Source organism: Nostoc sp. FACHB-892, assembly GCF_014698795.1.
Taxonomy (GTDB): domain Bacteria; phylum Cyanobacteriota; class Cyanobacteriia; order Cyanobacteriales; family Nostocaceae; genus Nostoc.
Map to the genome: position 1 here is coordinate 1 of NZ_JACJTR010000068.1, position 21,057 is coordinate 21,057.

17 protein-coding genes and 3 pseudogenes are annotated in these 21,057 nt (G+C 42.3%); 7 read left to right on the forward strand and 13 right to left on the reverse strand.

Annotated elements, in window-relative coordinates; all coding sequences use genetic code 11:
- The 4 genes and pseudogenes from H6G96_RS36775 to H6G96_RS41965 all read left to right on the forward strand — a co-directional run.
- Nucleotides 1-222 (forward strand): annotated as a pseudogene (locus tag H6G96_RS36775) (ISAs1 family transposase); the annotation flags it as partial.
- A 3-nt stretch (nt 223-225) separates the two neighbouring features.
- Entirely contained in the window at nt 226-1,434 is a 1,209-nt protein-coding gene (locus tag H6G96_RS36780; RefSeq protein ID WP_242063578.1) for a site-specific DNA-methyltransferase, read from the forward strand.
- Complete coding sequence (locus H6G96_RS41960) at nt 1,419-1,703, forward strand: type II restriction endonuclease (RefSeq protein ID WP_242063579.1); 285 nt, start codon at nt 1,419-1,421, stop codon at nt 1,701-1,703. The genes H6G96_RS36780 and H6G96_RS41960 overlap by 16 nt, the downstream gene beginning before the upstream one ends.
- Nucleotides 1,704-1,737: 34 nt before the next feature.
- A complete protein-coding gene (locus H6G96_RS41965; RefSeq protein ID WP_347242331.1) occupies nt 1,738-2,004 on the forward strand; it encodes an AvaI/BsoBI family type II restriction endonuclease in 267 nt (88 codons plus the stop codon).
- Nucleotides 2,005-2,206: 202 nt separating this feature from the next.
- Here the strand turns inward: H6G96_RS41965 and nifD are convergent, their stop codons facing one another.
- From nifD to nifB, 7 genes are all read right to left on the reverse strand, one after another.
- Nucleotides 2,207-3,649 (reverse strand): nitrogenase molybdenum-iron protein alpha chain, encoded by a 1,443-nt coding sequence (gene nifD, locus H6G96_RS36790; RefSeq protein ID WP_190918982.1) that lies wholly within the window; start codon nt 3,647-3,649, stop codon nt 2,207-2,209.
- 149 nt (nt 3,650-3,798) lie between these two features.
- Nucleotides 3,799-4,692, reverse strand: a complete 894-nt coding sequence (gene nifH, locus H6G96_RS36795) for a nitrogenase iron protein (RefSeq protein WP_190918984.1) — start codon at nt 4,690-4,692, stop codon at nt 3,799-3,801.
- Nucleotides 4,693-5,041: 349 nt separating this feature from the next.
- Nucleotides 5,042-5,398, reverse strand: a complete 357-nt coding sequence (locus H6G96_RS36800) for a group 1 truncated hemoglobin (RefSeq protein ID WP_190918986.1) — start codon at nt 5,396-5,398, stop codon at nt 5,042-5,044.
- A gap of 223 nt (nt 5,399-5,621) precedes the next feature.
- Entirely contained in the window at nt 5,622-6,521 is a 900-nt protein-coding gene (gene nifU, locus H6G96_RS36805) for a Fe-S cluster assembly protein NifU (protein ID WP_190918988.1), read from the reverse strand.
- A 138-nt stretch (nt 6,522-6,659) separates the two neighbouring features.
- Entirely contained in the window at nt 6,660-7,868 is a 1,209-nt protein-coding gene (gene nifS / locus H6G96_RS36810; protein WP_190893265.1) for a cysteine desulfurase NifS, read from the reverse strand.
- Between the two features lie 34 nt (nt 7,869-7,902).
- Nucleotides 7,903-8,259 (reverse strand): 4Fe-4S binding protein, encoded by a 357-nt coding sequence (locus H6G96_RS36815; RefSeq protein ID WP_190918990.1) that lies wholly within the window; start codon nt 8,257-8,259, stop codon nt 7,903-7,905.
- Between the two features lie 109 nt (nt 8,260-8,368).
- A complete protein-coding gene (gene nifB / locus H6G96_RS36820) occupies nt 8,369-9,820 on the reverse strand; it encodes a nitrogenase cofactor biosynthesis protein NifB (RefSeq protein ID WP_190919008.1) in 1,452 nt (483 codons plus the stop codon).
- 1,761 nt (nt 9,821-11,581) lie between these two features.
- Between nifB and H6G96_RS43010 the strand changes: the two are divergent.
- Both H6G96_RS43010 and H6G96_RS36830 read left to right on the forward strand, forming a co-directional pair.
- A pseudogene (locus H6G96_RS43010) lies at nt 11,582-11,677 on the forward strand (reverse transcriptase N-terminal domain-containing protein); the annotation flags it as partial.
- A gap of 58 nt (nt 11,678-11,735) precedes the next feature.
- Nucleotides 11,736-12,104 (forward strand): annotated as a pseudogene (locus tag H6G96_RS36830) (HNH endonuclease); the annotation flags it as partial.
- Between the two features lie 369 nt (nt 12,105-12,473).
- On the opposite strand, the gene aroF reads toward H6G96_RS36830, so the two are convergent.
- From aroF to rpsO, 3 genes are all read right to left on the reverse strand, one after another.
- The gene (gene aroF / locus H6G96_RS36835; protein WP_190918996.1) at nt 12,474-13,532 is read right to left on the reverse strand and encodes a 3-deoxy-7-phosphoheptulonate synthase; all 1,059 of its coding nucleotides are present in this window, start codon (nt 13,530-13,532) and stop codon (nt 12,474-12,476) included.
- A 384-nt stretch (nt 13,533-13,916) separates the two neighbouring features.
- On the reverse strand, nt 13,917-14,387 hold the full coding sequence (locus H6G96_RS36840; protein WP_190918999.1) for a PAM68 family protein: 471 nt from the start codon (nt 14,385-14,387) through the stop codon (nt 13,917-13,919).
- A 12-nt stretch (nt 14,388-14,399) separates the two neighbouring features.
- Nucleotides 14,400-14,669 (reverse strand): 30S ribosomal protein S15, encoded by a 270-nt coding sequence (rpsO, locus tag H6G96_RS36845; protein ID WP_041565894.1) that lies wholly within the window; start codon nt 14,667-14,669, stop codon nt 14,400-14,402.
- 229 nt (nt 14,670-14,898) lie between these two features.
- On the opposite strand from rpsO, the gene H6G96_RS36850 reads away from it, so the two are divergent.
- Nucleotides 14,899-15,066: a hypothetical protein gene (locus H6G96_RS36850; RefSeq protein ID WP_190919001.1), complete on the forward strand. Its 168-nt coding sequence runs from the start codon at nt 14,899-14,901 to the stop codon at nt 15,064-15,066.
- Nucleotides 15,067-15,133: 67 nt separating this feature from the next.
- Here the strand turns inward: H6G96_RS36850 and H6G96_RS36855 are convergent, their stop codons facing one another.
- The 3 genes from H6G96_RS36855 to glyQ form a co-directional block, all read right to left on the reverse strand.
- Complete coding sequence (locus tag H6G96_RS36855) at nt 15,134-16,804, reverse strand: alpha-amylase family glycosyl hydrolase (protein ID WP_190919004.1); 1,671 nt, start codon at nt 16,802-16,804, stop codon at nt 15,134-15,136.
- A 325-nt stretch (nt 16,805-17,129) separates the two neighbouring features.
- Nucleotides 17,130-19,484, reverse strand: coding sequence for a ComEC/Rec2 family competence protein (locus tag H6G96_RS36860; protein WP_190919006.1), 2,355 nt, complete (start codon nt 19,482-19,484; stop codon nt 17,130-17,132).
- Between the two features lie 575 nt (nt 19,485-20,059).
- Complete coding sequence (glyQ, locus tag H6G96_RS36865; RefSeq protein ID WP_190919011.1) at nt 20,060-20,959, reverse strand: glycine--tRNA ligase subunit alpha; 900 nt, start codon at nt 20,957-20,959, stop codon at nt 20,060-20,062.
- Between the last annotated feature and the right edge of the window lie 98 nt (nt 20,960-21,057).

Here is a 21,057-nt window from a genome sequence, read left to right on the forward strand (position 1 = left end):
ACCTTCAATGAAGACGCTTGCCGCGTCCGTACTGGCCATGCTCCACAAAATCTATCATTGCTGCGTCGAATTGCACTTAACGCTTTAAATTTGGAACAATCACTCAAGCGAAGTAACCGTCAAAAATCAAACAGAGCTGCTATGGATAACAACTATATGTTGACCATTTTAACTGCTTGCTTATCTCATCATCATGATGCTGAAAAGCCTTGTTGTCAATAGCCTTTGAAATGCGCTTACCCTGTTGCTAAAGGTAAGGTTTTAGATCCATTTGCAGGAAGTGGAACAGCGCTATTTGCTGCTAGTGAAGCTGGAATTGATGCTGACGGTATTGAATTATTGTCCATTGGTCAACAAATAATTAATGCTAAAAAGCTTTTAGATTCTGAATTCACTCCTGAAGATTTTGATAGAATCAAAAATTGGTCAAAGTTAGAGGTTTGGAAGCAGTGTGAGCAGAAACAAGACTTACCAGAATTGAGAATCACAAAAGGAGCTTATGCTGAACTAACTATAAATGCAATTGAGCAGTATCTTGCAGCTTGCAAACGAGAAAATCATAGAGTCCAAGCAGTTTTAAACTTTGCCTTACTGTGCATTTTAGAATCCATAAGTTATACACGTAAAGATGGACAGTATCTGCGTTGGGATTATCGTTCCGGTCGTGGACAGAGCAAGAAACCTTTCAACAAAGGCGAAATTCTAGAGTTTGATAATGCGATCGCTAATAAAATAAGTGAAATTATTGATGATTTACTGCCTTCTACACAACAAATTGAGCTTTTCCCAATTAAAAATTCTCAAGGTCAAATTCATCTTTATGGAGGATCTTGTCTTGAGATTATGCCACGCCTAGCCAATTCCGTATATGATGCAATTATTACATCCCCACCCTATTGCAATCGATACGACTATACTCGCACTTATGCACTGGAACTAGCTTTACTTGGTATTTCTGAAAAGGAGTTAATTAACCTTCGTCAGGAAATGCTAAGTTGTACAGTTGAAAATCGCCCCAAAGATTTATTGACTATCAACTCAGACTGGAAAACAGCCTTAGCTATTGCTGATTCACAGGATTTGTTGCAGGCTATCTTGAAATATTTAGATAACCAAAAAGCAAAGGGTGCATTAAATAACAATGGTATACCAAGAATGGTCAGAGGATATTTTTATGAGATGGCGTGTGTAATACAAGAATGTTTTCGTGTTCTTAAACCAGGGGCACTTTTATTCATGGTTAACGACAATGTTCGTTATGCAGGCGCAAGCATTTCAGTAGATATGATTCTCTCTGATTTCGCCGAACAACTAGGTTTCGTTATTGAAAATATTCTTGTTTTGCCAAGTGATAAAGGTAATAGTAGCCAGCAAATGGGAAATCATGGACGCGATCCATTGCGGAAGTGCGTTTATGTATGGAAAAAGCCATAAATTTAATTCCTATGTGTTCCTATCAAAATCATCTTCAATCCATTGATGATCTTATAACAACTTATGAAGCAATTCGTGCAGGTTTTGTGGCTCTTGCACTGGAGAAAAATCGACGTGCTACGCCATTCGTCGCAGAAGCAAGGGCACTTAAAGAAGCTGCTAGTCAAGCTGAGAGTCCTATTGAATTACTAAAGATTAAGGGCATTGAGATGGGATTGTTAACTGCGGCAGGCTTAAGCCCCAACAGAATTAGCAGCCAACAAATCTAGCACGATTGAACCATCTGTAGTTGCACCATACGTTATCGCCCTTGGTGAACTTAAAGGTGGTATAGATCCCGCAGGCGCAGATGAGCATTGGAAAACTGCACAAGCAGCACTAAATCGTATACGTGAAGCATTTTCGAGAGTAGGGCATTCACCTCTGACTTTCTTCGTAGGATCAGCGATCGCTAGAAGGATGGCAGGCGAAATCTGGAATCAATTGGAAAACGGCACTCTCAGTAACGCTGCTAATTTAAATCGAGAGAACCAAGTTGCATCTATTTCTCGTTGGTTGTGCAGTCTATAAACGTGTACTTAAGTGTATTGATTGTGTTTTCAATCATGCGATCGCACCATTTAATCTAAAAAATCGTCATTTAAAATAGTCTTTCATTTTACAGTTATTATTTAAGCAAAATGCAAGCAAAATCTCAAAACCAGACTTCATAAGAGTTATACTGTCTAAAGCATAAAAACAGATTGTTCCTAGATAACCCTGCAACTGGCATTTAGGCTAGAAATAGGCTCTTTTTTCTCTCGCCGCGAAAAAATCTTGCATTATATGATGTTGAGGAGCGATCGCTAGGTTCGGAGTAATCCCAAGAGTGCATTTGACGGAAAGGTAGACCCATCTTTTGGAAGACGTACTTCTCTTTCACACCAGAAGCTACTAGGTCAGGCTTCAGCGCTTTGATAAATTCCTCAAATTCGTAAGCGGTAACGTCATCATAAACGATGGTGCCGTTTTCGATGTAGTGAGTGGTACGTTTGTAATCGTCATTATGAGCGAACTCATAACCTGTACCAATCATCTTCATGCCCAAGTCTTGGAAAGCTGGGACAACGTGGCGAGGACGTAGACCACCAACCATGATGGCAACGGTCTTACCATCCAAGCGGGGGCGGTACTTAGCAATTACCGCATCCATTGTTGGCTGATACTTGGCGATAACCTTCTCAGCGTTTGCTTGGATTGTTTCGTCAAACTTGGAAGCGATTTCCCGTAAAGATTCAGCAATCTTGGTGGGGCCGAAGAAGTTGTATTCCAACCAGGGTATACCATAAGCTTCTTCCATGTGACGGCTGATGTAGTTCATCGACCGGTAACAGTGGATGAGGTTCATCTTCACATTGGGGGTCATCAACATTTCGTTGATGGTGCCATCACCTGACCACTGAGCGACTACGCGCAAGCCGATTTCTTCTAACAGGATGCGGCTAGCCCAAGCATCACCACCGATGTTGTAGTCACCAATGATAGCTACATCATAAGGAGTACCTTCAAACTGAAGTGTACCGTCTTTCTTAGCTTGGTCTGCTCTGGTGAATACCCAGTCACGAACCATGTCGTTAGCGATGTGGTGTCCTAAAGATTGGGAAACACCCCGGAAGCCTTCGCAACGCACAGGTACAACTGGCTTACCAATTGTTTTCGATGTCTTGCGAGCAACAGCTTCGATGTCATCCCCAATTAGACCGATGGGACATTCAGATTGAATGGAAACACCACGGTTGAGAGGGAAAAGTACATCTAGTTCTTCGATTAGCTTGACAAGTTTCTTGTCACCACCGAACACGATATCTCTTTCTTGGAAGTCAGAGGTGAAGTGCATGGTACCAAAGGTATCAATACCTGTGGTGCCGATGTAGTAGTTACGACGACCAGACCAAGACCAGTAACCGCAACCTACAGGCCCGTGGCTGATGTGGATCATGTCCTTAATAGGACCCCAAACCACACCTTTAGAACCGGCGTAAGCACAACCACGAGCGGTCATTACACCAGGAAGGGATTTGATGTTAGACTTAACGCCGCAATCGGACTTACCTTCTTCGTATACACTTAAGTGCTTTTCCCGTTTTTTCTTAGCTTTATCGGGGTAAGCGTCTAGAACTTCTTTAATTAGTTCTTTTCTTTCTTCGATGATGTTTTGATTTTCTGGAGGTGTCATATTTAGCCTCTGTGACTCGTAAGGATCGGGGCATAGGGGGACTAGGAGTCCCCTCTAAGGTTAGGGGGGAGATGCGAGGGAGAGGTAAAAGGAAAGATATGAAGCTCTTCCTTTTTCCTTGTGCTAAAGCGTTATTTATTAGTGGCGACTTATGCTACAGGAGCTTCAGTAGCAGTCTTACCAACCAACTTGGCGGTATTTTCGTCGCTTTCGAGGATACCGAATTCAATCAACAATTCTTCTAGTTCTTCCATTTCGATGGGTGTAGGAATAGCCAGGTTTGTGTTGTTGATGATCTTGGTAGCCAATGTCCGGTATTCGTTAGCTTGGTTGCTTTCTGGTGCGTACTCGTTAACAGTCATCCGGCGCAATTCTGCGTGTTGAACAATGTTGTCACGGGGTACGAAGTGAATCATTTGGGTGTTCAACCGTTTTGCCAAGGTTTCGATCAATTCGATTTCTCGGTCTGTGTTACGGCTGTTACAAATCAAACCACCCAAACGCACGCCACCAGTGTGAGCATACTTGAGAACACCACGAGCAATGTTGTTAGCAGCATACATCGCCATCATTTCACCTGATGTCACGATGTAGATTTCTTGTGCCTTACCTTCGCGGATAGGCATTGCGAAACCACCGCACACAACGTCACCTAATACGTCGTAAGATACGAAGTCTAGGTCTTGGTAAGCACCGTTTTCTTCTAAGAAGTTGATGGCGGTGATGATACCACGACCGGCGCAACCTACACCGGGTTCTGGACCACCAGATTCTACGCAACGAACGTTACGGAAACCGGTTAGCATTACTTCTTCGAGTTCGATATCTTCTACTGCACCACGTTCTGCGGCGAGGTGAAGAACGGTTGTTTGAGCCTTGCTGTGCAGCATCAAACGGGTGGAGTCAGCTTTAGGGTCGCAACCGACGATGAGGATGCGTTGACCCATTTCAGCCATAGCTGCCAAGGTGTTTTGAGAGGTGGTAGATTTACCGATACCACCTTTACCGTAGAAAGCTATCTGTCTAATGTTATCGTCTGTCATGGTTCTTGTTTCCCTGCAATTGGTTGGTTGGTGGGTCTGTGCGTTTGTCAGTTGCGTTCACGCCAGTTGAGCGACAGTAGTGAGCGCGTGTAGAGCATCGTTGGTAGCGTTGGCATAAATGCCTGCTGGGGGCGATCGCTCCACAGCCAAAATTATTGACAGTAAGTTCATCGATCTTCCTCGTTAAATTTTTTTTCTTTTGGTTTTTTGTCCTTTGTCCTTTGTCATTTGTTTTGACAAAGAACAAAGAAAATTACGCGATTTACAAATACGTCATAATATGTTTCAGCTTGCAAGATTCAATAGGACTTGATGTTGTTATTTGTCAACAATCAATGCATAAGTCCTATTACTTGTTCAAAATAGCGCCCTTCATATTTGTGACGCGATCTAGTGCAGCTTTGGTGTCTTCTGCTGACACTCCACGCACAGCCATTGCTTCACCGAGATGCTTGGCGATCGCATCGAAGTGTGGTTGCTGTAGATTCAATCCTGCGTGGGTTTTGTCCATTGGACGACCGCCGTATTGCTTTGGCCCCTCAAATATTTGAGCTAAGAAAGCAACTAGATGATTGCGTTGCTTTGCCATGTCTGTACCAGCAAAAATGGGACTGAGGAGGCTGTCTGTAGCAATGCGTTTGTGGAGTTCATCTACTACTTGTTCAATAGCTGGTTGTCCACCAATGTTGTCGTACAATGTGCTCATATCCTGTTCCTTTGAAGCGAGTTGGATGATGAAATTTGCAAGTAGGCGCTTAATGTATGAAGCCTATATGCTGTTAGCCGTGATAGCTAATAAAGCTATCGGTTGTCGGTAGGATTGAAGCATTGATGTGGAGACAATTATATGGTTCAAATCCTACTTTCTGTTCCTGGCTGAATGCATATTAGAGCGTATTTGTAGATTACGTTAAGTCCTACAGCAATTCCTAAACTGCTTCGACTACAAGGCTCTTGCTGACACGATCTTGTAATCTGGCTTCGATCGCAATTTTCAGAGTTGCTGTACTACTAGAACAGGAACCGCAAGCACCTTGCAGTACAACTTTAACGTGATCGCCTTCTACATCATAGAGTTCTACATCTCCCCCGTCTGCAATCAGTACAGGTCTAACTTCTTCATCAAGAACCTTTTGAATTAGAGCAATCTTTTGCACGTTTGTTAGCGATCGTTGCTTTGAATTAACAATTTCTGTGGCAACTTGTACGCCGTAATTGTTGAGAGCAGGTGAGGCGTATTCCTGTTGAACTGATCTAATAATATCATCGATATTCGCCAGACAGGAACCGCATCCGCCACCAGCTTTTACATAATTTGTTACTTGCTCGGCATCCGTGAGATGATTTTCTAGAATCACGCGGCGAATTTTAGATTCGCTGATGCCAAAGCAACTGCAAATTAACGCGCCTTCATCGTCATCATCGTGGGTAGCTAGAGGTATGCCACGATAATTATAGATAGCGGCTTCTAGCGCTTCTTGTCCCATGACAGAGCAATGCATCTTTGCTTCTGGCAAACCACCAAGGTAATCTGCAATGTCTTTATTGGACACTTTCAAAGCTTCATCTAAGGTTAAACCTTTGACCATTTCGGTTAATGCACTAGAAGATGCGATCGCACTAGTACAACCAAAGGTTTGAAAACGGGCATCTAAAATCTTATCAGATTCTACTTCCACTTTCAGGTGCAATCTTAGAGCATCACCGCAAGCAATGCTGCCGATTTCACCTGTTGCAACCTTAACTCCAGCTTCGCCTGTTTCTTCAATTTCTCCCTGATTTTTGGGATCGTAAAACAGTTCTAATACTTTATCGGTGTAGTCCCACATATTGAGTGCTGAGTAATGAGTGGTGAGTGCTGAGTGGGGAGTGGGGAGTGGGGAGTAGTAAATTCCCTATTCCTTCATTAACTCTAAGTGCGGAGTAGTAAATTCTTTATTCCCTATTCCCTACTCCCTATTCCCTAATTAACGATGCGCTAGTGCTTGTTCTTGTCCTTGCAACCAACCTGCATCATCATTCTTGAAGGGTGAGAGGGCGCGTAAACGTTCTACAATACTGGGCATTACTTCTATTACTTGATCGATTTCGGCTTCTGTGGTGTAGCGACAAAGACTGAAGCGAATTGAACCGTGCAAAGTTGTGTAGGGTAAGCCCATTGCCCGAAGGACGTGGGAAGGTTCCAGTGAACCGGAGGTACAAGCAGAACCGGATGATGCACAGATACCGTATTTGTTCAATAACAGTAAGATTGCTTCACCTTCAATGTACTTGAAGCCGATATTGGTTGTGTTTGGCAATCTCTGCGTAACATCGCCATTAACTACACAATCGGGAATTTTAGCGAGTAAAGTTTGTTCGAGGCGATCGCGCAGCTTTCTTTCTCTTGCCGTCGCTTCTTCTAAGTGTAACAGTTCTAGTTCCGCAGCTTTGCCCAAGGCGATAATTGCTGGAACATTCTCTGTTCCTGCTCTACGTCCGCGTTCTTGGTGTCCCCCAATCATGAAGGGACGGAACCGAACTCCGCGCCGGATATACAAAGCACCAATTCCTTTCGGCCCGTGCAGCTTGTGACCAGACAGGGTTAACATATCTACCGTGCTAGTCTTCATATTTAAGGGGATTTTTCCCACTGCTTGCACTGCATCTACATGGAAGATAGCACCATATTCTTTGACGCGCAACCCAATTTGCTCAATTGGGAAAACCGTGCCGGTTTCATTATTAGCATACATAATTGTCACCAGGGCGGTGTTACCCGTCAAGGAAGCTTCTAGCTCATCTAGATCCAGCTGCCCTTGATGATTTACTGATAGATAGGTAACACTATAACCTTGGGTTTCTAATTGTTTGCAGACATTAAGTACTGCTGGATGTTCAACTTGGGTGGTGACAATGTGGCGCTTTTCTGGTTGTGCCAACAGTGCGGCTCGAATCGCGGCGTTATCTCCCTCAGTTCCACAACTTGTGTAGACAATTTCTGACTCATCGGCTCCCAGGATGGCTGCAAGTTGTTCTCTTGCTGTTCTCACTGCTTTACCGACTTGCCCACCAAAGGTATGCATACTAGAGGGATTGCCGTAATAATCTGTGAGGTAAGGTAACATTACCTCTATAACTTCTGGGTCTACCTTAGTGGTAGCATTATTATCAAGATAGATGCAGTTATTTTGCATTGTTGTCTTCAATTACAAATTAGGAATTATTTAATTAAGCTTCAGAACCCATTGATTGGGATTGACGCTTTTGCAACTGCTCAGAGTATTTCTGGGAATAGCTTTTAAACCAACGTTCCCAGTAATCTTGTTTATTTGTTAATTTAGCAACTACGTGATTGTAATTGGTAAACCAGCCTTCCCAATAATCGCTAGGCTGCTTAACGCAACCGTCACAGGTGGGACAACCAGCTTTACACTGAGGCACGGTATGAATGCTACCAATACAGTTTGTACAAAGTTCAGGGTCAATCCAGTGCTGTCCGTCAACCACTTTAATTGCATTTGTGGGACATACCGTTAGACAGAGATTGCAGGAAATACACTGGCTAGTAAGAATTTTGTAAGCCATGATTTATTCTCCTTTTTTGGGAATGGGGCAGTGGGCATTGAGGATTGGGTTTAGGGGAGGGCATTGAGGATAATTTTTATCCCATGCCCCATGCCCTATGCCCCATGCCCTATTCGTTATTCCCTAATTCTTTAACGTATTGCTCGTAGAACTCCAAAGCAACCTTTTCAATTACGTCGTAAGCTTCAACAGTCTTAATTCCAGCTTCTTGCAATTTTTCTTGAGGACAGTTACCAATCTTGGAAACTAAAACTGCTTTGCAATCTGCGATCGCTTTCATAATATGCTCAAAAGAAGCTTCTTCGCCGTATCCACCTTGGCAGTATTGATCAATTTTGCGATGGCTGACAAAGCGAACTTCGTCCCCACCCACTTCGTAAATTTGGAATTCTTTCGCATGACCGAAGTGTTGGTTAACCAATCCGCCGCCTTTGGTTGCTACTGCAACTAGGACTTTAGGACTGTTGGCAAATTTCTTGCCAGCAAGCGCCTTATCTTTGGCTACTTTAAGTTCTTCTTTAAACTTCTCAATCCCTTCGTGAACGGTAGCGCGTTGCTCCATGTCATATTCTGGAGTCATTTCCAAGAATTTCTCTTTGGAAAATTCCTGGCTGCGGTCTTCTCCCAACAATCCTACTGCATCGGCACGACACTGGCGACAGTGGCGCATCATTTTCATGTTACCGGAGCAATTGTCTTGAACTTCTTTGAGTTCTTTAGGTGTGGGGCCACGTTGACCGATTAAACCAAAGTGTGTGCCATGTTCAGGTGCAGAAATCAATGGCATGATGTTGTGCAAGAATGCACCTTTTTCACGAATGACTCGATTCACTTCGACTAAGTGATGGTCATTAATTCCGGGAATCATCACTGAGTTAACTTTGCACAAGATGTCAGCATCTTTGAGAGCTTGCAATCCTTCCATCTGTCTTTCGTGGAGAATTCTTGCGCCTTCAAGACCTCTGTAACGCTTGCGTCTGTAGTGAACCCAAGGATAAATCTTAGCACCGATCTCTGGATCTACCATGTTAATGGTGATCGTAACGTGATCTATATTTAATTGTTTAATGCGATCGATGTAGTCGGGCAGCATTAAACCATTGGTTGATAAGCAAAGCTTGATGTCTGGTGCTTGCTCTGCAATCAACTCAAATGTGCGGAAAGTCTTTTCTGGGTTCGCCAGAGGGTCGCCAGGGCCGGCAATTCCCACAACTGTCATTTGGGGAATCTTGCCACCAATGACCAAAGCTTTGTGTGCTGCTTGTTCTGGTGTTAGCAATTCGCTAACTACTCCAGGACGGCTTTCGTTAGCGCAGTCATATTTGCGGTTGCAATAGTTGCATTGAATGTTGCAAGCGGGAGCAACTGCAACGTGCATCCGGGCGTAGTGGTGATGAGCGTCTTCGCTGTAGCAGGGATGTTTAGCAATGCGTTCTTGGAGCTTTTCGTCCCTTTCCACGGTGGCGCTGGTGGTGCTGTCGCAGCCGCAACCACCGGATTTTGCTTGGGTTGTCGATTCCGTAGCGTTGGAGTTGAGGAGTCGTGTAGACGGTGATGTCATTGAGTTTCGCAAAAGGTCGGTGGACTTGGCTGCCACTGTGGGAGATGCTGTTGCCACTCTCTATGCCCAGAATTGAAGTCGCGTCTTCCACACTGCCTGCAAACCCTTGGGTGAGGGCGACTTGTTTTCAAGTAAGGCAGGCGATAGATATGTGATGTTCGGCTGGTGTGTCAAGGTTCGGTTCTTGGGTAGAATTTGTGCTTACAGCCGCGACTTCTTTTCACTTCAGGCTTGGTGCATGTCATCCCTCCACTCACTTTTCGCTTTGTTTTGTTTCAGAGCGTTAGGTGATTGGCGATATAAGATTTATAGCAGCCGTCTCCTAGCCAAACGGTGCGTCTCTCTAGGATAGAATTTATTGGATTTATTACTTTTGTACTCAAATACTAAAAACCCTAATTCTTCAAGCATTACAAGAATTAAAAAAGTTTTTTTCGGGTAGGGGTTCTAGTATTTTTTGATTAGGGTTCTAGTGTTTATAGATAGGGGTTCAGGATTTCTTTGTACTCAGCCACAACCCAATCCCAGCAAAGAATTTAATCTACTTGCAACTGGATTTTGGTTATTTAAATGTGTACTCACATTGCCCTCAATTTGCGTTAAAAGCAATAAATACCAAGGGTTTGAGGGTGAAAAACTCAAGTAATCTATATTGTTCTACTCCATAAAGGCGCGAAATTGAATTCTGTATCTAACATATCATTTTTTTGAGGGTAAAAATGCACTTCATATTCTTTTAATTTTTCTTTGATAATGATGTTCAAGTAAGCCTTTAAGCCTTGTCTGGTAAGCCATATAAGCTAGTGGCAATAGATGTATTGCTGCACATAATTTTCAAAAAACTTAACTTTTCAGTTCTTTTTTTCATTCCCACAATGAGGAGATGGGTAAGAAAGTCTCAGATTTTGTGTTTAAGAGAAACAACAAACTATAATCTAACATGATTGAGCGATCGCAATGATTTTTCTGACTTGCTCAATACGAACCTTAGCAAAAAACCTACCCACTTTCCCAACGCAGGGCTGTTCATCTCACGAGCTTAAGAAGTTTGTCAATTAGAGGAGTGCGATTCGTTGCTCAGTGAATCACGGTAATCAGTCCGAACATAACTAAGCCAGCCCGACAGCAGATTACTGTCATTAAAGGCTGAACTCTCGGTCAGATGCAGGTGCAAGTCCTGCTATTCAGACTCAGAATTGACTCCTTATCTGCCCACACCGAACAAGCTCGACTCTTGTAGAGTGAAGCTCTTAACTGGACGCAATCAGACGACCGTTGCGGGTTGACACTGGCGTTAACAGGGAGTTCCTACGGCGAAACCGGGTTTAGAAAAGCAACTTAATTGAAAGCAGGGCGCAACATAAAACCCCTGACTACACTGGAGAAATATATTCCCGCCGCATATTTTTTCTAATAGCGGTAAGAGTCAAGGGAATCCAGTAGTTGAATTGACCACGCCTAACGGAACAACGCCACATGCTACAACGGGGGGAACCCCCGCAACGCAGTGGCTCATCAATCTCTCCGAGGGAACGAATAAAAACGAGTTGTCGGTCTAGGGGCAGTCGAACCCCAAATAGCCCAGACGAGCGGAGGAATCCCCACAATTCGGGTAGGACAGACCGTAATTGGTCTGAGGTGTTCAGAATACACTAACCAGAGAAGAGAAAATGATTAGACACAGTAGACATACTAGTGAATCTTGGAAAGCCCTACCGTAGAAGAAATTCTGCCGAAATCTTTTCCGCCTTCACTCATCGCGTGTACAAAGCTGTTCAAGTTGGAGACAAGCGGAAAGCTAGGTTACTCCAAAAGCTTATTCTAAAATCCACCTCGGCTCGATTTCTTGCAATAAGACAAGTATCTCAGCTAAATGCTGGTAAAAAGACGGCAGGTATTGATGGGAAGAAATCCCTCTTTCAAGGTATTCAACAAGGAAACCAAGCAAAATCGTCACTCATGCCAGGAGCTAATAAAAAAGGCATTCCCAGCAGTTCCTTACTCCGAAAACAAACACATTTCTGTCAAGGGAACTAAATCACCTTACGACGGAGATACAGCCTACTGGAGCGAACGTAACAGTAAACTCTACGACGGCGAAACCTCTAAAGCTCTTAAGAAGCAAAACCATAGATGTGCTTCCTGCGGCTTAAAGTTCATTGACGAGGAACGGGTTCACCTGCATCACATCGATGGAAATCATGCCAACTGGAAGAAAAATAATCTTGAAGCAATTCATGAGAGTTGCCACGATTACAAACACATGAGCAAAAGCGCAAGCTGAGAACATCGGAAGCTGGGTGCGGTGAAAGTCGCACGCCCAGATTTAACTGAGAGGTGCAGGGAATAACATCCCCCATCGACTCAACCAAATCTTTGAGCAGTTGTGATTGAAGTATGACGATTTCGGCAACAGCAAAAAATATTGCCCACCAATATTGATTGCAGATTACTTTTTTATAGCTTTGATTAGTGTTTAAAATTACCTTTAGAAGATTTCTAAAAGGGCATTATTTTACATTTACAATAAATAGGTAGGCATAATTAAACATACAAAAAACCCTGGTTTGTAGTAAGGTCTGTCAGGGCTGAAGTCTTTACTACAAACTCAGAGTTATGCTGAGATACTTGATCATGAAGTTGCAACTGGATTTTAAGCTAGTGCCACTGCTGGTTGCTGCCAACGTCCCACCGCCTTACCAATCACTGCTAATTCTTGCATCAAGTTATCGAAACAGTCTGGCGTAAGAGATTGGGGCCCATCAGATAAAGCTTTAGCAGGGTTGGGATGAACTTCTATCATCAGCGAATCTGTGCCAGCTGCGATCGCAGCCATTGCCATTGAAGGCACAAACTCAGACCAACCTACACCGTGGCTAGGGTCAATCATGATTGGCAGGTGAGTTAGCTTTCGCAACACTGGCACTACTGATAAATCCAGCGTATTTCGCGTATATTGGCGATCAAAGGTACGTATTCCTCTTTCACACAAAATTACATTGGGATTGCCAGATGCCAAAATATACTCGGCTGCCATCAACCAATCTTCAATAGTCGCTGCCATTCCCCGCTTCAAAAGAACTGGTTTCGGCTGCGCTCCCACTTTTTTGAGCAAAGAAAAATTCTGCATATTCCTTGCCCCTACCTGGATCACGTCAGCAATTTCAGCAATTTTATCCAAGTCAGCAGCATCCATTACTTCTGTAATAATACCTAGTCCGCTGACTTCCCGCGCCTTCGCCAACAAATCCAAAGCACTCTCGCCGTGTCCTTGGAAGGCGTAAGGTGAAGTCCGGGGTTTGTATGCCCCGCCTCGCAAAAACTTGGCTCCAGCTGTCTTGACGCGCAGTGCAGTTTCCACAATCATTTCTTCATTTTCTACGGAGCAAGGGCCGGCAACGATTACCAAAGGCTGGTGTTCACCAAATAGCACCGCTCCATCGGGAGTATTAACCACCACTTCCGAAGCTTCACCGTGGCGGTACTGGCGGCTGGCTCGTTTGTAAGGCTGCTCTACCCGCAATACCTGCTCAATCCAGGGGCTAAGTTCCTGAATTTGTAGTGGATCTAAGCTGGCAGTTTCACCTACTAAACCAATAACTACTTTATGTTGACCAACAATTTTTTCTGGAGTTAGCCCCCAGCTACTTAATTCCTCATCAATGCGGTTTATTTCCGCCTCTGGGGAACCACTTTTCATTACTATAATCATCTGTAAGTTCCTGATTAATTGAGTAAAATTTTGTGTAAATAGACTAACTTTATTGTTGCTTACTTAGCCTAATTACGAATAGTTAAAAATAAAATTTATTTACAAAATATAGCGCTCAGTCAGTAGGTTTACTGTTAAATAACTGGATATAGGGTATAAAAAAGATTATATAATTTTAATTCGCAATGTTGAAGTTTTGAATAAGAATTCACAAGTCAGATTTCAGAAATCAGAATCAAATTACTTGAGGATTCGGACTCGCCACTAATTAATTCTGGATTCTGGCTCCTGACTCCTGAATTCTTTGTTAATAAAATTTCAACTTCAACATTCACTTCTTCGTTTACTCAATACCGCAGTTATCTAATACCTGAGCGCCGTTTATTATGAGTTTTTTTGCCGAGTTTCGCGCCAAACTTCCACCATTCGTCCCCAATTGGTGTTAAACTCACCCAAACCCAACAGACTTCCGACTCTTTCTTCATCCCAAGAGGCAGAAAGAACGCCATAAGTTATCCCTAAGACCCCCAAACCAAATAATCCCATGTTCACCAATAACACGGCGATGGGAGGTAGTTGGATGTTGGAGTACATAGCAAGCAGATAGCTAACAACCAAGGCGCTAATGCCCAAAGCTGTTGGTACACCACAAAACCCAGCTACCCGTCGGATCATCCGCTCGCTGACCACTTGGGGAATAGCCATCTCTTCTTTGGTGTAAGGCCGTTTTTTATCAGCCTGTTTGCCAGATTCTTGTGGCTGTGCTGCTAGTTTACTTTGAGTTTTTGCGGGTTTTTGGCGCTTTTTTTTCGGTTCAAAGGGCAAGCGACTGCCTTCAGATTCTTCAGCAGACATAAGCGGTAGTCCCTATCCACGAATACCGAGACGAGCGATCAAAGCTTGATACTTTTCCCGGCTTTCCTGAGATATATAGGCTAGAAGACGCTTGCGCTGACCAATTAGCTTTAGCAGTCCCCGCCGGGAGGAATGGTCTTTTTTGTTTGCCTGGAGATGTTCGCTGAGGCGGTTAATGCGCTCAGTTAACATGGCAACTTGTACATCGGCCGAACCAGTGTCTGTTTCGTGTACTTGGTAATTGGAAATTATTTCTTGTTTCCGCAGTTGCGTCAGAGCCATGATCGATTTAATTTCTAGTTTTTCTAAATGTATGTAGCAGTCTCCTATAATATCACAGGCATTAAGCTGGATGTGGAATCATCTTTGCTACTTTGCCTTGCACTCTAGAAAACTAAGTAAGTCAGAAGCTAGACTCCAGTATCCTCCGATAATAGACGCAAGACTGAATCGTATTGTTATTATCAGCTTGTTCTACGCCTTAAATTTGGTGAAAAAAGTCAAATTTAAAATGGTGAGAGATGCAAGCAAGTCTTTCCTCAGTGCAAAAACTACACCAGTTCGTAGAAGAAGTGTTATTGCCAAACGCGAGACATCTTGGGTAGAACAATTTGTGCGATCGCAGATTATTCAACGATCCCGAACATTTCCGTACAATTTGCGATCGCTTACTTTTTAACGAACACCGAGATGGAAGATTACTAAGGCTTTAAGTAAACTAAAATCACATTTACTATTTTAGCTGGCTACTGCCAAACAAATATCTTGGCTGTATAGCTTGGTAAGTCAGTGACTAAACCATCTTCCCCAGCTTCCACTTCACGCTTGGCGAACCAATCTCGCCAATACTCAGCAGATGGAAAGTCTGGAATTTGATATTTAGTTAGATTTTGGTCAGAAAAATTAGCCACGACAACGACATGAGAATTCTGTTCATCCCATCGGGTGTAAGCCAGTACTTTATCGTCCGCATTTTCGTAGAAAAAATCGATATTGTCACTTTGCAAGGCTAGATTCTGCTTGCGTAGAGCAATAAGGTTTTGATAATACTTAAATAAATCACAATTTTGGTCGCTTTCCAACAAAGACCAATTAATTTTCTGTGGCTGAGTCACACTTTCGCTTTTTTGCTGGTATTCGCCAAACTCTTCTCCCATCCACAGCATTGGTATACCCATCGCTGTCATTAACAGAACAGTTGCTAACTTTGCTCGCTTAAAAGCCTCTGCGTCAAAGATACCGCGATCACCTAATTCTCGCAATAAACGTTCGCGATCGTGGGTTGCCAAATAATTTATCACATTGCTAGCAGTTGCATAACCCTGCCGTCTGGGATCTAAAATTTGTTTTAGTTGTTCTAATTCAAATGTTTCTCCACAAATATATGGAACTATAAAGTACCGAAAACTCTCATGCCAACAAGCATCTAATGGCCCATCTGGACTGACTACAGTGTTTGTATCAGGAATATGTTCAGCAATATTGTAAAACTGCTTAGGTGCAGCATGCTTTTTCCCTTGCTTCGACAGCCAGTCTAGAAATTCAAAATTAGCTAACTGGCGCACCGCATCAAATCTAATTCCATCAATGTGATACTCCTGAATCCAAAATTGTACCACATCTCCAACGTATTTCCATGCAGGTTTAACATCTAATTTTTCATCATAATTATCATAATTAAACTCTGGCCCCCAGTAATTATCTGGGTCTTCAGGATAATGCTTATATTCGTAATACCAATAATTCCGGTCAATTAACATTAACGGACATTCTTCATCTGTATGGTTATAAATTCCATCCATAAAAACGCGAATGCCTCTACCATGACACTCATCTATTAATCGTTTTAAATCTTCTGTTAAACCATAACTAGATTCTGTAGCAAAAAAGTGGCGAACTTTATAGCCCCAGTTATAGTTACCTGGGTACTCATTAACTGGCATTAATTCAATTGCATTAACTCCCAATTCAACCAAATAATCTAACTTGGCAATTACCCCTAAATACTTGCCTCGTTTGTCACGTCCAACCTCATCACCAGTAAAATCTGCAATATGCATTTCATATATGACTAATTCACGATTCTCAGGCAAAGCTTTTTCGTCATGTTGCCAAACATAAGTATCAATAATGCGTTGCCCATCTTTAATCCGCACTATGCTGGATTTTTCTGTTTCATTAACATCAGTTGCTTTAGGGTCAATAACATCTATCCATTCATCATTTTCAAATTTCTGGCTTTTGCTTTGAACACGAAATTTATATTGATAAATTCCATTTTCCAGTTTTACCTGAGTACGGAAATAACCATCTTCATTTTTTACCATTGGGATTTCTTTCCATTCCGAAAAAGACCCAATTAAAGCTGCTCTTTCATTACGAGGAGCAAACAACGTAAATTCAATCAAACTTCCCATTTCCTATCTCTTCCTGTGGTAATCCGTGTCAGCAGGTATGAAAATACAAACATTAAGTAAGTAGACAAGAATAAATAAAACTATGTTACGCAATGTAAAAGTAACTATATTCTCTCCTAGTAATAGTTTCAGTCATTACTACAAACCTTTAATTATTCATAACCACCTACTTCCCCTAAGCATAGGGTTAGCACCTGCTCAGTAAATAGACCTTTCTCAGACCTTTTGAGAGGTTACTTGCTTGTGAATGACTATACATCTATCTTTAGTTAGTTTTGCTTAAAAATAAATATCATGTTTTTAAATTTGCTTGGTTTTGAGTTTTTTATAAAACAGAAGACTTATTTTCTGTCGCTTCAATGAACGCCTCAAACTCACCATTGGGTGTCCATTGAATAGCCCCATTTCGTCCTGTAAAAAATAATTTAGTTTGGCTTTGATTTAGCTCAGATAAAGTTTTTTGATCAAAATTAGCAGAAGAAGCGATCGCCACTTGTGGTTGTAGAGCAATAACTAAATCTTTTAATGACTGAGGCGCACACCATAAAACTTGTGGACGAGGCAAACTTCCACTTTTAACTAGTTGCTGTACCTCTTTAGACTTAATGTTACCTACTAATAACCAACTCTGATCTAAAATTTGCAATTGTAAGATGGGTAATTGATCGTTGATTAATTGCGCCACTATTGAACCCGTTTTCACAGCTTGACCAACTGCCATTGGTTGGTAAGATCCCTGATACTTTTGTAGTTCTTGTTGAATTGCCTGAGTCGCAATAGAATTTTCTGGCTTAGAGGAATATTCGTAAAAACTTTTTATTGGTAAACGTTGCAGTAGTTCCAACCAAGCATTACTTTCATTGCCTTGGAAATCAGTTGCGATCGCCCAATTAATTTGATTTACACCCTGCTGTTGTAAAAACGGTAAAATTGTAAAACGTCCTGTCCCTTCATCGCCACTATTAATTACAGTTACTGTCCCTCTATCTTGAACAACTATAATTGGTTCTGTACCAGATTCTAATACCGTTATTCTAAATAATGTATTTGTAGAATGCCAAAGGGGAATGAATACTAAACCAATCGCAATTACATTAGCAAACCACCACCGCCGTTGCCACCAAGGCACTAGCCAAACCAATATAATCAGTACATAAATCGTCAAAAGCTGCCAAGTAGATATGCTGCCTACAGCAACAGAGTTTCCTGGCAATTTACTAAAAAATTCCACTAGTTTAATTAGCCAATCAGTCGGGTAATGCAATACCGCAGCTAAAAAGCTTCCTGCCTGAGTCCAAATTAAACCAACTAAGGCACTAATGATTCCACCTATACTAATGATCGAAATTAATGGAGTACTAACCACATTCAGCAACAAACTATAAGATGGTACAACTCCAAAGACAGAAAGTTGCACAGGTAAAGTCCAAATAGTTGCAGCTAAGGGAACAGCAATCAAAGCAGCGATCGCAGGTGGTAACCATGCTAGGCGATTGACTAATGCGGGTACTGTTACGATTAATCCCAGTGTTGCTAAAAAACTTAATTGAAAGCCTAAATCCCAAATCCATAAAGGATTAAACACTAATAGTAAAGTTGCTGCTAATAGTAATGAGCCGAACTGTTTGACTTTTCTTTTTAATAGCAAACCAACTAATGCCGCAAAACCCATAATTACGGCTCTGAGAACCGCAGGTTGAAAACCTGTTAAACTCAGAAAAATGATTAAAGCCAAAAAGCCAAAGGTAAATTGCGTTCCTTTTCTTGCCCGCCTCGTTAACTGTAAAATCACACTCAAAATCAAAGAAGTTTGGAATCCGGAAGCTGCTAAAGCATGAGCTAATCCAGCTTGTACAAACAAGTCGCGGATATCGTAGGGTAAATCAACAGCTTTGCTTCCTAACACCATAGCACTGACAAGAGGCCCTTCAGGGATACCTAACCAACGAACCTGCGATCGCACAATTCGCTCCCGAATTTGCCACCATCCCCATTTACGTTCCTGCTCTAAAACATTTATTTGTCGCCCAATCAAACCAGCAAACGTTCCCTCCTGCTTGAGAAACTTCTTAAAATCGAAACCTCCAGGATTGGAAGCCGCCTTTGGTTTGTACAAAACTCCAGTCACAGCAATTTGTTGGCTAGGGTATAACCCAGTAGCCTGAAGTATAGGCACTGTCACATACAATTTGCCCGTTACTCCTTTTGGGACACCTGCTGAACCTTTTTCATTTTTGACTTCATCTAGCTGAGTTGCTTCCAGCCAAAATTGTCCTCGCTGACTGCGAGTTAAGCGGGGATTACTTGCCACTTCACCACGAATAATTACTAGTTGTTCTTGATTACTGTTATTTCCAGGCGGAACAAACTGACTAATATCTTTTGCACTTGGTTGCGGCACTCGCCATTGAAAATATAGAGTTGCCAATAATCCCACCAAGCCAGCAGCTAGCCATATTCGAGGATGGGGATTAGTTTGCCAAGTATTAGGCACTGCCTTATTTTTGCTTCCAGTATTTTCTGCTTTCTGAGCAAGTTGCCGTGAATTGGTGCGTCTTTTAAAAAGAATTGCTCCCACTATCCCCAGAACCAAAATCCATACACCACCCCAAGGAACTGCTGTAAACAACAACCCAAAAATGTAGCCAAGACAAATAATTACACCACTGGTTTGAATCATAAGATTTTTTGTAAAAGCATCTGACAACCCGATTTTGCAGTTGAGTTAAAATAGCTAGGGCAGCAATAGAGAAAAATCGGCACTGCTGAATTTGTCTATGAAATTCAAAAATAAAATATTCCAAACTCTTATTATCTGCGCTTAGAGCGCCTGTGCGTGAGTTTTTCATCTCTCTAATCAGCAACAGCGAAAAATTTTTATCCTTGTGGTGAAATATAGCCCATCAAGTTTATACGAACAAAGCCCGCCTGTGCGAGCTTTATCCTTGTAGCTTTAATGTTCTAGACTCAATACCGTATTTCTGTCCTTTAGCAAAAGCCGCATCAAAGTAAAGATATACCTACCTTAAACCTCAGCCCAGCATGGATAAACAGAACATAAAGTCGTAGCGAATTTAATTTGGCAAGACTCTGCGTTTAAAAACATTACGATTTTACACAAAGCTGTACTTAGTACAAAATTTTGCAAGTTAGTAGCGAATCTTTTCAAAAAATTCTGCCTACCTCTGCGCTTTCCTCAGCGTCCCTTTGCCTGAAAAATGCTAAAGCTGTACTTAGTTCATATATCCGCACCCTTTAGGATATTGGGCTTTTTGTTGAACTCACAGTATCTTTTAACAGCGGAAAACCCAACTTCTCTCTTTGCTCAACATATAAATGAGCTACTTTCCTAGCCAAATGCCGAATCCTAGCAATATAGCGAGTTCTCTCCGTCACTGAAATCACACCTCTAGCATCCAGTAGATTGAATGTGTGCGAACACTTCATTACATAATCTAAGCTAGGCAAGACCAATCCTCGCTCCGTTAATTGGGTAGCTTCCTGCTCATATAAATTAAATAGTGTCAGTAGCAACTCAGGATTTGACGCTTCAAAGTTGTAAGTACACTGCTCAATCTCTCCCTGAAGGTAAACATCACCATAGGTAATGTTGTCTGTCCAATGAATTTTAGTAATTGCCTCTACTTGTTGGAGATACATTGTCAGCCGCTCTAACCCGTATGTAATCTCAATCGACACCGGACGGCAATCAATACCCCCACACTGCTGGAAATAGGTAAATTGAGTAATTTCCATGCCATCTAACCATACTTCCCACCCAGTGCCCCAAGCTCCCACCGTTGCATCTTCCCAGTTATCCTCTACAAACCGAATATCGTGGTCTTCAGGACGAATACCTAAAGCTCTTAACGAATCAAGATAAATCTCCTGAATATTATCTGGCGATGGCTTGATCAGAACTTGGTACTGATAATAGTGTTGGAAGCGATTGGGGTTTTCGCCATAGCGTCCATCTGTAGGTCGACGACAAGGTTCAACATACGCAACAGCCCACGGTTCTGGTCCCAATGCTCTTAAAAACGTCTGCGGATTCTTAGTACCAGCCCCCTTCTCAATATCGTAGGGCTGGGCAATGAGACAACCGCGATCGCCCCAGAACTGATGCAATAAAGCAATAACCGACTGAAAATTCACGCTTCCCCCTTGTTTGGTTGGCACAGTGCATAAACCATTGTTGCCTAGAAGCGGGCACAGTGGGGAGTTTCAAGGGGACACAGAAGCAGTTCCAAATA